The organism is Streptomyces sp. NPDC127106, from assembly GCF_042677605.1.
In the GTDB taxonomy this organism is placed as follows: Bacteria; Actinomycetota; Actinomycetes; order Streptomycetales; family Streptomycetaceae; genus Streptomyces.
Genome location: NZ_JBHXTC010000078.1, coordinates 1 through 10,791, shown reverse-complemented (window position 1 = coordinate 10,791; position 10,791 = coordinate 1). Strand labels below are relative to the sequence as shown.

Sequence of the window (10,791 nt, the reverse complement as noted above, 5' to 3'; positions counted from 1 at the left end):
GCGACTGAAGCGACTCAACAACGGACACAGCCTAGCGAAGCTCAGGGCACGGTGCGGGCAGCATGTCACCAAACCCTTCAGCCGGTGTGTCGACCGGCCACGACCCGGGCGCTCAGCGACTAAGGCAGGCCGGTCACAGCGACCCACACTCACTCAGTCGCTGTGAGTCGCTGTACGCGAACCTGCAGGTCAGACGGCACATAACTTACTCAACAGCGACCGAAGCGACTGAACACTCCTATATATGACGCACACGCGCGCACACGAATCTCCTCATATACCTGAAGCTGAGTCGCTTCAGTCGCTGTCCAGCTCACTGGAAGGCCCTGACCTGCGGATATGCCAAGCGACTGAAGCCAGCGACTGAACACCACAGTCACTTCTGGACATGCCTGGCTTCAGCTGTACCAACCGCCCCCGGAGTGCTTTCAGAGCGGTTCGTGAGTGCGGGGGTGAAGCCCTCGGCGGGTACTCACTCGGTGGAGTGGTGCGTCGTCGCTGGGAGATTCCGGGTGCGGTGCCCGGATCAAGATCCGAGTGAGCACCGGTGCACTGGAGATCAGGCTCCATGTGCATTTCTCCTGGTGCGCTGAAGGAGAGCCCTGTGATCGTTCGTCGTTTAGCCCTCTTGTCCATCGGCACCGCAGCTCTGACGTCGGCGTTGCTGCTGACCCCCGCTCTGTCGGCCGAGGCCGCCGCGCCGGCAGCGTGTAAGGGTTCTTCGTGCACGGGGAAGAACCCCCAGCGTGAGGGGTGTGCTTCCGGTGCCAAGGTCGTCGCCCGGGTGAGCCCGGCCGGCGGCGGGCCACGTGTGGAACTGCGTAACTCGGCCCGATGCAGTGCTGCCTGGGCGCGGATCGAAAGGGCGAACGACTCCTGGCGATTCAAGATCGAGATTCGGGGTGGTCGTTCGTATCTCGCGAATGCTTCGCTCTCCTACGAGGCGTACACGCAGATGGTCGGGTCGAGCAACGCCTACCGCGCGTGCGTGGAGCAGTACGACGGCCGAGGGGGCAGCTGGTCCTGCACGGGCTGGCACTGATCCACGCGCCGCCTGTCGGCTCTGCTGAATCGAGGGCAGGTTCGCCAGAGCCGACAGGCACTCCGCTGGAAGGCGAGCAGTAGGCCGAGGCTTGGCGGACCACGGCGCGTACGGCGAGCTCACAGAGGGCGTGGAGGCCGCTGCGGGCAGGCGAGGCGAGCCCGGGGATGCTCAAGTTCTGCGACGACGTCGCAGAGCCGGACACGATGAGCAGAGCACGCTGAGATAGGCCGTAATCGAGCGCGGGCCGAGGCGCGCGGGCCGGTGTCTCGCACGCGAGACGAGTCGGCGCCAGCGGTGATGGTGCTCATCGCGGTCGATATCCAGGCGCTAGTAGGCCTGCGCGCGCGGCCCCGGGCGGCGCGCGCACAGTCACGGCGCGTCGGACGTCGTCCATCACCGTGCGTAGTCCGGCCGTCGTCTCTCGAGCCTGCGCCGTGCTGAGGGCTGGCCGCGCCGGTCCGGCGACGTAGTGCTGGTCTTGGTCGTGCTCGTCCACGACCCCTTTGTCCTGCGCGCTGGCGAAGCGACCGTGACCGTTTGCCAGGTGAACGTGACCGCCTGCTCGGGGCGGATCCACCGGGTCGGCGTCGGAGGCGTAGGGGTTCTCGTAGAGGTCGAGCTCAGCCTGCTTCGTGCGCCGTGCTCGCGCCGCTTGGCCGTGCTCCGCATGAAGCGAGTGCCGCAGGCGATGCAGGAGATTTGGCCGGCGGCATGCCGCTGGGCGGCCAGCATCCGGTCGGCGGTGGCGGTGGCGGGGCGTCGAACACGGGCGGTTCCTACTTGGGCTGCGAGAGGGCGGCCGCGTCCTTGGATACCAGCTCGGTGGCGAGGCCTGCGACCTATTCCGCAGTGAGGCCCGAGCGCTCTGCCAGGTCGCCGAGGATCAGGCGGGCGCCGGACAGCAGGGCCTGCAGGGCGGGGCGGACGGACGGGTGGAACTCCCATTCGTGTCCGGTGGCGCGCAGCGCCACGGACGTGTCGGAGCCCTCCAGCGCGGGCCGGGCGGTCGCGAGGGCCAGGACCAGGCCGGGGTCGGCGGGGACGTCGCCGATGTGTGGCAGGGAGGGGGCCGGGTGGCCGGGGTCGCGGGGTGTCCAGGGACGCGGCGAACTCGGCGCGGGCAGTGGAGGAACTGTCCGGCAGCGGCGGCTACCTCGACGTCGGCGGTCCAACGGAGTGAACCTCCGGCGGCGCCCCGAGCCGTGCGTGCCTGCGTGAGCTGGGGACGGTATGCCGTGGCGCATGACGAGAAGCGTTCTGAACCGGCCGGGACGGTACCGGCACGAGCTGCTGCTGGTTCTGCACGAGTTCGGCGAGACGGAGGACTGGCCGCCCGGGGTCGCACTCACCTCGAGTTGCTGTGCACCCTGGAGGAGCAGCTGCCGCTGGTCTCGTATCAGCGGATCCTGGCCTCGTTCCGGCCGTCGGCCGGGGGCCCCGGGGCGCTGGCCGGGAGGGACGAGCAGTTGGCGTTCATGGTGCTGGCCGGCGCCGCCAAGCTGCTCGGCGGCTTCTCCTTCGGCAGCTTTCTGGAGATGGCTGATGAGATCGAGGAAGGCCACGGTGCCGCCCGCGTGGCCTGAGCACTGCACCGGATAGGCCAAGGCGTACGCTGCGCGCATGAGCGACAAGATCCCCGTGCGCGGGGGCAGGAAGGGCCAGCAGCACCGGGCGACCCCGGACGACCTGCGGTCCTATTCCGTCAGCCCGGCTTCGCCGGTCACCGTGACGCGGGCCGACGGGACGACGGCGACTCAGGCGGCGAAGTCGCCCCGCGCGACAGCGCCGGCGCCTCGACGGCGGGGCCCTGCGGTGTGCGCGATGTGCGCCGACCTCATCGAGGGCACCGTCTGGATCAGCCGCGCCCAGGGGGCGTGCCGGGGCAAGCCGGTCCATCCAGAGTGCGAGAAGAAGGACCAGGCCGCCACGGCGCAGCGCCGCGCGGCGCAGAAGGAAGCGAAGGCGAACCGGCCGTTGTCACTGGTTGAGGAGAACCGGCGGCTGCTGGCCAGACAGGACCAGATCCGCGAACAGCGGCGGGCGCGCAGCGCACCCATGTAGCGCCGAGGCCCGCTCGCCGTGACGGTTTCGAGCTGGTCCACCCCCGGCCTGCGACGGCGGCCGGGGGCGTTGGGTCCAACAGGCCTAAAGCGGTGTGAGGTGCAGTGCCCGGTGCAGGGCTCGCAGCAGCTCCGGCGCCACGCGGCGACCGGCTCTCCCCGACCATCAGCGGATCACCACCAAGTCACACGAGACCGTGGTGCGAGCGCTGAGGGACGCCAACCGGAAACTGAACGAGGAGAATGTACGGCTCCGCAACGAACTCGCCGTGGCCCTCGGACAGCTCCGCGACCTCCGCCGAGGCCTCTCGGCCGGTTGAGAACTTCTGAGCGGTCTCACCTGAAGTCCTACGCCAGGGCTGCGGCAGGGGTGGCGGCCAGCCTTCAGGGCTCTGAGTGCTTCATCAGGGGCATCGTCGAAGGCGTCACGCCCGAATGACGGGCGCCGGGGGTAAGGGTTGCATGTGAGCAGAGACAGCAGGCGGCTGGTTGCCGCCTCGATCGGTGTATTCTTCCTTGCCGCCGGGCTGCCCGCGGCTCTTCTACATGGCCTTATCGGCGGTGGTGAGACAAAGCAACTCACGGCCGTCCTCACCTTCATCGGGGTACTGGTCACCGCCTCGGTATCCCTGATCGGCCTGATGGTGAACCATCAGGCCGAACGCCGACTGGCGCAAGAGCAGAATGAACGGCAACGTCAGCTCAGGCTGGATGCCGCTATGCGAGCCGGACAGTTGTTCTCCCCGACCGAATCGGGGCCCGCGCATCCAGCGGCGATGGCCTCGGGGCTGCTGGCACTCACCCGGCTCGACCACTCCGATCTCGCCGTTGCACTCTTGGTGGACCTGTGGTCCGAAGGCGCGGAAGGGGTCTCGGACGAGACGGCCATCCTAGTGATCGACGCCGCGCTGCGTTCGGCATCCCCCAACAGCCAGCTCGTTGCCGCGGAGCTGTTGTGCCGCAACGCGAGGAGGCTCAGCGCCTGCCAATCCCTGCACTGGCCGAGCGCGGTGGACGGCTTCTGGAATCCCTCCTTCAAACCCAAGACCAAGCTGCTCATCATCGATGCTCTGGCGAGGATGACCAAGGAAGGTCCATCCGTCGAGGGCGCTCTGCGCTCCATCGCGGTACGCCTTTACGGCATCTGGCGCGATGATCCCGACGAACACGTGCGGGGGTGCATCGGCAAACTGATCAAGGCGCTTGTCCCGTTTCTTCATGGTCTTGGCTACCAAGAGATCATCCATGGAGCTCAGAAGGTGATGGTCAGCGACCTGGAACGCGCGGCAGCGAGCGCTGCCGAAAACCCCGACGGCTACCTGGACAAACTCTCAACCCAACTAGCCAATGACCTCAAGGGATGGGCCCAGAACTGCCGTGAGCAGCCCTCGGCTCCGGGCGCCTTGGCTACGGCAGCGGTCTAAGCAGCGCGCCCCCACCAGGCTGTGACGGAACAGTCAGCGCTCGAGCAGGGCGGGACCGCTTCGGCTTCCACCACTGTGCCCAAACGGCTGTCCCCCAACAGGGTTGACTCCATTGGGTCCAAAAGGACCGACCTCCGGGGCGTTGACCAGCGCGAACCGTCGGGTCGTTCGGTGAGACCTCGTGCACGCGCGCGTAGGGCACCGCCCGCACCCTCGGCTGGCCAGGGCGCGGGAACCGGGTCCTCGGCGACATCCACTTCGCCCACGGCGACATGAACCAGGCTGCCACCGCCTTCACCGCCGCCCGCACCGAGGCTGAGCAGCACGGCAACACTGGGGAGCAGGCCATCGCCCAAGCCCACCTCGCCCTCGCGTACGCCTTCACTGACCCCGACCAGGCCGACGACGAGATCGCGCTCGCCGAGCAGCTCTTGGCCGGGCTCGACCAGCGCGCGACGGCCCTCACCGTCCAGGTCGCCGCCCTCGCCCGCGAAGCCGGCACGCTCGCCGACCTCGCCGGTGCCCGCGCCCTGCGCACCGAGATCCGCGCAGCGGGTATCACCTCAGCCGAGGCCGTCCTCGAGCTCGCCGCCGCCCTGCACCACGCCGTCCTCGGCGAACACGACAAGGTACGCACCGTCATCGAGCGGCTGCACGCACTCGCCGAACGCGGCGACTACGCCTACTACGCCGACATCGCCCACTACATGGCCGGCCTGCCCCTGCCCGCCCCCTCCCCCACGACCTGGCTGGACGGCCCGGACACCGTTCGGACCCTGTGGCGGCAGCTCGTGGAGGGACGGCAGCCCCGCATCAGCGAGCACCGGTAACCCGGCGCACCGGCGGCTTCAGACGTGGTGCAATACGCCTGCACGCAGCTGCGCGAGGACCTCTTTTCGCAGGTGAGGGCTGCAACGCAGGGCCTGTTGCAGTTGGGCGTTGCATCTGTGTTGCACGTCGGTCGACCTTCCTCAGCGGCGTGGTGTCGGTCAGGCAGAGGGTGACCTGTGACAGCGAAGACGGACGGTTTGCCATCGAAGTTGGGCCAACGTCTCCTTGTGTCATCGAAGATGGACCACTAGGTAGTTGGTGCCATTGAAGTTGGGCCGTAGTCGCGGCTCGACGTGCGGTCGCGGAGTTCTGCTCTCCAGCGAACTGCCCTCTGCTGGCAGGTGCGCGAGCACCACCTGCGGTGGGAAAACGACCTGAGGTGGATCATGGAAGTTCCGCAGGATCCACATTCCCGCTGCTCGGACCGCCTGAGAACTTCCTGGTCAAGGCACTGCTCCGAGCACCACGGGTTGGGCCTGAGGGGCTGGAACTTGCCCTGGCAGCCCCGGCAGGTCTGCTGTTCCGGTCTGTCGGGGCTGGTCACCAAGACCGCTCGCGCCCGAAACTCTGCGTTCCAGCGGGTGGCTCTCTGACTGCACGCGCGCGAGCACCAGATCCGGCCGGGGGCTGGCTTGCGGTGAGCCATCGAGGCTCCGCAGGCCCCGCATTCCTGCAGTTCAGCACGCCTTTCGAGCTCGCGGTCCAGACATCGGCGAGAGCACCACGGGTTGGTGGCCGTGAGAGGCCAGTAGCACCGCTCGCAGCCCCGACAAGTCTGGCTGCCGGAAGGGTCACCAGCCGGCGATGACTCCGGTCCGGCGGGCTCGTGCTCGGCTTCCGCTTCTCGGCGCGGGGGTCGGGATGCGGCCTGGGTTCGCCTCCGGAGCCGTTCCTGGGCTCTGCAGTCCGTCGAGCACCATTCCGGAAGGCGGCCGTCGGCTCTGGGAAAGAGCTGCTTCTGGCAGTGGCGGCATGCGCTGTTCGGCAGCGGGGTGCGCTTCCAGTGGGAGAGCCTCGCGCTGCAGCGTCGCGAGCATCCCTTTCGCCTGATCGAGCCTTTCATCGGGCCTTCGCAGGCCACGCAGAGACCAGTGTCCTGCTTCACCATGGCCGGGTCGGAGGTAGCCCTGGCCTTCGGTGGCCTGGGCTGTGGTTCACCGTGCTGGCGGAGCTGGAAGGCGATCCGGCGGCAGTGGAAGGAACACATCTGGCGACGCTGTCCGAGGCGGAGTCGCATCAGATTTCCGCAGACGAGGCACGGGATCTTCTTCCAGTCGCTCGCGGGGATGCCCTTGCGGTAGCGCTTCTGGCGGCAAGCGGTCGAGCAGGTCCGGGGTGTGACCCCGAAGCTCGCGAGGGGCCGGATCTGGTTGCCGCACTCCGTGCACTCGATGGTCTCCAGGACCTGGCGGAGTTCGGCCGGGTCGCGGCCGGTGACCGCGGCGATGCGGTTCCAGGTCGGGATGCCGTGGTGCAAGGGCGGCTGCGTGAGGTATTTGCGCAGGTAGGCAGGTGGGAGGCAGTTCGCCTGGGCGAGCCGGATGATGAACGAGCGAGGGCCTTCGCCGCTCTGGGGCCGGACTTGGAACGGCAGCCGTAGCACGGGGGCTTCGTCAGCGGACTGGTTCACCGGGCCGCGGCCGGGCGCTTGCGGCGGGAGGCGATGTCCAGGTCGACAGCCAGCAGGGCCGCCTTGGTGATCTTCTCGGTGCGGCTGAGGATCGCGTCGACGGACGCCCCGCGGATCTGGTGGGAGAGAGTGCCGATCATGCCGTTGGTGCGGGTGTGGAGGAAGCGGTCCAGCCGGGTCAGGGTGCAGGCCTGGTGCTTGTGCAGGATGAGGTTGGCCTCCATCTGCGCGATCAGCGCCTTCCACTCGGCGTTGTAGGGGAAGGAGTGGGTGGCCATCGAGGTGAAGCGGGCGGCGATCTGGTCGCCGCGGGTGCCCGAGAGGAGGCTGCCGTCCTCGATGTCGATGCCCGCGTAGGCGAAGGTCGCTGGTATGCGCTCGGAGAAGTACTTCAACGTGTCCGAGGCGTCGGCTCCGTGGCGGGTGGTCAGGGAGATGTTGTGGATCTCGTCGACCAGGATGAGGCTGGTGCGGGCCTTGGTGCAGACGCCGACGACGGCCTCGGTCAGGTCGGTGATGTTCGAGCTCCGCAGGACGGGCAGGCCCAGGAAGCGGGCGAACTCGGCGGCGATCATGCGGGGTGTCGCGGCCGGCGGGACGGTGATGTAGATGACCGGGATGCGCTCGCCCTGGCCGGGGTGCCGGCGGCGGTCCTGCAACTCGTGCGCCAGGCCGAGCTGGGTCAGCGCGATCGTCTTGCCGGTGTTCGCGGGCCCGGAGACGATCAGACCCCGGCGGGCACTGACCGCCCCGCGGTTGAGGATGACCAGCCGCCGACCGCAGGTCACCGTGTTGCGGACCGTGGAGGTAGCGACCACCTGGAGGCGGGCGTGGTGGTCGAGCCGGTCGTCGTCGTAGGCATCCCGGCCCTCGGCGTCCAGTGCGTCGTACTCGGCCATTGTCGGCGTACAAGTGAACGTGCACCACCGCGTACGGATGAAAGTGCACCGTTCTTGATGTGGTGAGGCCGGTGTCGCGCGAGTCTGTTGTCGTCCTGTTCGGGGTCGGCGGAGGGCGGCGAGAGTGGTCTTGGATCCGCATCGCTGGTTGGAGCTGAGGCGGTTTCGCGGTCTGTACGAGTCCGGCGCGATGAGCCTGCGGGAGATCGCGAAGGAGACCGGGCTGAACCGGCGGACGGTCGCCAAGTACCTGTCGGGCGAGACGCCGGTCGCGCCGCCGCGAAGGGCTCCCAACGGACACCCGTACCGGCGGATGGTGGATCAGGTCGCGCCGTTGATCGACGCGATGCTGCGGGCCGAGATTCTGCTCAAAGGGGCCGTGATTCACGAGCGCCTGGTGGCCGAGTACGGGTTCACCGGGAGCTACCAGCGGATCAAGATGTACTTGCAGGAAGCCCGTCCGCGGATCGCGGAGGAGCTGGGCATCAGCCCGAGCGAGCTGGCGGGCCTGCACCGCCGGTTCGAGGTGGTGCCCGGGGCTCAGGCCCAGGTGGACTGGGGTGATGAGGGCAGGATCCTCGCCCACGTCGGGATCCCGAAGGTCTATTCGTTCCACATGACGTTGTCGTACTCACGCGATCCGTTCTGCTGTTTCACCACCAGCCAGGACCTGGCTACCTTCTTCGACTGCCACCGCCAGGCGTTCGCGCACTTCGGCGGGGTCCCGATGTCGATCGTCTACGACCGCACCAAAACGGTGGTCCGCCGGCACGTCGCACCAGGTGAAGCCGTCCCCCTACATCCGGAAGCCGTCGCCTTCGCCGGGCACTACGACTTCGATCCCGACGTACTGGCCGCCTACCGGCCCACAGGCAAAGGCCGGGTCGAGCGGCAGGTGTTGATCGTCCGCGACCACGTCCTGGCCGGACGCGCCTTCTCCTCCATCGAGGAACTCGACGCCGCGTTCACCGCCTGGGTGCCGCTGCGCCGGGCGAAGGTCCACGGCACCCACGGCGAGGTCATCGGCCTGAGAGCGATCCGCGACCACGTGGCCCTCCGCCCGCTGCCGCAGACGCCTTATGTGGTCACTCAGCGGCATCTCCGTCATGTCGGCAAGGACTGCCTCGTCGCCTTCGACGCGAATCTCTACTCGGTGCCGGCCCGCAAGGTCCGCCCTCGCCAGCTGGTCGAAGTCAGGGCCACGAAGTCCCAGGTCATGCTGCATGCCACCGTCCCTGGTCACAGCGGCGAAACCCTGCTGGCCACCCATCCGCGGGCGGTCGGCCGAGGCGTCCGCGTTGTGGATGAGAAGCATTGGGACGGACTGCCCACGGGAGCCGGCCGCCGCGTCACCGCCGGTGACGGGGGCCTGCCACGGCCCCGCCGCCACGACGCTCCGGGCTCGCAGGCCGGGCCGTTGGCGGCCCTCCTGAACCGGGCCGCGGTCACCCAGATCGAGGTCGGTCGCCGGCCTTTGTCGGTCTATGACGAGCTGACCGGCACCCGCCCCTTCACCACCAAGCCGAGCGCAAAGGAATCGTCTTGAGCGAGCTGGTCTCCACCCGCATCCGCAACACGGCCGGCAAGCTGGGCCTGCCTCACCTGGCCGAGGCCCTGACTCAGTATGCCCAGCGGGCTGACGAGGCCAAGATGGGTTACCTCGACTTCATCGACCTGGTTCTCTCCGAAGAACTCGCCGTTCGTGAGGACCGCCGCTTCCGCACCGGGCTGCGGATCTCGAAGCTGCCGCACCACAAGACGCTGGATGACTACGACTTCTCGTTCCAGCCTGATCTCGACCCTCGCAAGATCAAGGATCTCGCCACCCTCTCCTTCGTCGAGGCCAAGGCCAACGCCGCCCTCCTCGGGCCGCCGGGAGTGGGCAAGACGCATATCGCCGTCGCTCTCGCGGTCGCGGCCTGCCGGGCCGGGTACTCGATCTACTTCACCAGCCTCGACGACATGGTCCGCAACCTCAAGACCGCCGAGGCCGCCGGACGGCTGACCAGCAAGCTCGGCAGCTACCTCCGGCCGGCGGTCCTCGTGGTCGACGAGGTGGGCTACCAGCCCCTCGAACGCGCGGAGGCCAACCTGGTCTTCCAGGTGATCTCAAAGCGCTACGAAAAGGGCTCCATCATCCTGACCTCGAACAAGACCTTCAGTGAATGGGGACAGGTGTTCGGCGACGAGGTTCTGGCCACCGCCATCCTCGACCGCCTCCTCCACCACTGCGACGTCATCTCCATCAACGGCCCCAGCTACCGTCTCAAGAACCGGCTTGCCGCCATCGAACGCGACACAGACGCAGCCTGAGAACTGACGGCTCCTCCGGCGGCTCCGTCGTATGAGCTAGCGGCCGTTGCGGCGCCGCCGACGAGTACTGGCATCGTGGAAGCGGATCATGCCGACTCCTGACATGCCTGTGAGCGCGGCCATCTCCTTCATCCCGTGCACGAGCCGGCATGCCCCGGTGTCCTGGTCGACGATGATGGGCCAGTTTCCCCCGACCCGGATCTGGCGCCCCTGTTCGTCCTTCGCCGTGGGATACCAGGTGAAGCCATAGACGCCCTTGCTGGTCGGGGTCGCCACCAGGCCAAGTTTGAAGGCCCACTCATCCCAACGGTCGGTCAGGGTTCTGCCGAACTCTTCTGCACGTCTCCGTGCTTCGCTCTCCTCCAAGAGATCCCCCTTCACCACTCCCAGACCTTGAGAGAGCAGAGGTTACGGGACTGAACCCGGCCACAGAACGGGAGCTACCTCGGTGCACATATCTCTGTACTTGGCGGTGCACACAGCGAAGTACGCCGACACCACGGCCCGTTCGGGTGGGTTGTGGTAGAGGCCGACGACATCGACGACCTTGGCAACGAACTGCGGATCGGTGGACAGCTTGAAGGAATCC

Annotated in this window: 10 protein-coding genes and 1 pseudogene; 7 read left to right on the top strand and 4 right to left on the bottom strand. The window is 67.8% G+C overall.

Annotated features, from left to right (window positions below; translation table 11 throughout):
• Positions 1 to 604: 604 nt before the first annotated feature.
• Positions 605 to 1,042: a DUF2690 domain-containing protein gene (locus ACFVGY_RS34960; RefSeq protein WP_385685698.1), complete on the top strand. Its 438-nt coding sequence runs from the start codon at positions 605 to 607 to the stop codon at positions 1,040 to 1,042.
• 842 nt (positions 1,043 to 1,884) lie between these two features.
• Here ACFVGY_RS34960 and ACFVGY_RS34955 read toward each other — a convergent pair.
• The gene (locus tag ACFVGY_RS34955) at positions 1,885 to 2,217 is read right to left on the bottom strand and encodes a hypothetical protein (protein ID WP_385685695.1); all 333 of its coding nucleotides are present in this window, start codon (positions 2,215 to 2,217) and stop codon (positions 1,885 to 1,887) included.
• A 183-nt stretch (positions 2,218 to 2,400) separates the two neighbouring features.
• Between ACFVGY_RS34955 and ACFVGY_RS34950 the strand changes: the two genes are divergently transcribed.
• The 4 genes from ACFVGY_RS34950 to ACFVGY_RS34935 all read left to right on the top strand — a co-directional run bounded on the left by ACFVGY_RS34950 (position 2,401) and on the right by ACFVGY_RS34935 (position 5,359).
• A complete protein-coding gene (locus ACFVGY_RS34950; RefSeq protein WP_385685692.1) occupies positions 2,401 to 2,628 on the top strand; it encodes a hypothetical protein in 228 nt (75 codons plus the stop codon).
• Positions 2,629 to 2,665: 37 nt separating this feature from the next.
• Positions 2,666 to 3,106, top strand: a complete 441-nt coding sequence (locus ACFVGY_RS34945; protein WP_385685689.1) for a hypothetical protein — start codon at positions 2,666 to 2,668, stop codon at positions 3,104 to 3,106.
• Positions 3,107 to 3,569: 463 nt separating this feature from the next.
• Positions 3,570 to 4,529 (top strand): hypothetical protein, encoded by a 960-nt coding sequence (locus ACFVGY_RS34940; RefSeq protein ID WP_385685686.1) that lies wholly within the window; start codon positions 3,570 to 3,572, stop codon positions 4,527 to 4,529.
• Positions 4,530 to 4,801: 272 nt separating this feature from the next.
• Positions 4,802 to 5,359 carry a hypothetical protein gene (locus tag ACFVGY_RS34935; RefSeq protein WP_385685683.1) on the top strand — a complete coding sequence of 186 codons (558 nt, stop codon included), beginning with the start codon at positions 4,802 to 4,804 and terminating at the stop codon, positions 5,357 to 5,359.
• A 1,627-nt stretch (positions 5,360 to 6,986) separates the two neighbouring features.
• Here ACFVGY_RS34935 and ACFVGY_RS34930 read toward each other — a convergent pair.
• Entirely contained in the window at positions 6,987 to 7,928 is a 942-nt protein-coding gene (locus ACFVGY_RS34930) for a TniB family NTP-binding protein (protein WP_385685743.1), read from the bottom strand.
• Positions 7,929 to 8,013: 85 nt separating this feature from the next.
• On the opposite strand from ACFVGY_RS34930, the gene istA reads away from it, so the two are divergent.
• On the top strand, positions 8,014 to 9,435 hold the full coding sequence (istA, locus tag ACFVGY_RS34925) for an IS21 family transposase (protein ID WP_385685680.1): 1,422 nt from the start codon (positions 8,014 to 8,016) through the stop codon (positions 9,433 to 9,435).
• Positions 9,432 to 10,202: an IS21-like element helper ATPase IstB gene (gene istB, locus ACFVGY_RS34920; RefSeq protein WP_385685677.1), complete on the top strand. Its 771-nt coding sequence runs from the start codon at positions 9,432 to 9,434 to the stop codon at positions 10,200 to 10,202. Before istA ends, istB begins: the two co-directional genes overlap by 4 nt.
• 36 nt (positions 10,203 to 10,238) lie before the next feature.
• On the opposite strand, the gene ACFVGY_RS34915 is transcribed toward istB, so the two are convergent.
• Positions 10,239 to 10,568, bottom strand: a complete 330-nt coding sequence (locus ACFVGY_RS34915; RefSeq protein WP_385685675.1) for a hypothetical protein — start codon at positions 10,566 to 10,568, stop codon at positions 10,239 to 10,241.
• A gap of 42 nt (positions 10,569 to 10,610) precedes the next feature.
• A pseudogene (locus ACFVGY_RS34910) lies at positions 10,611 to 10,791 on the bottom strand (IS630 family transposase); the annotation flags it as partial.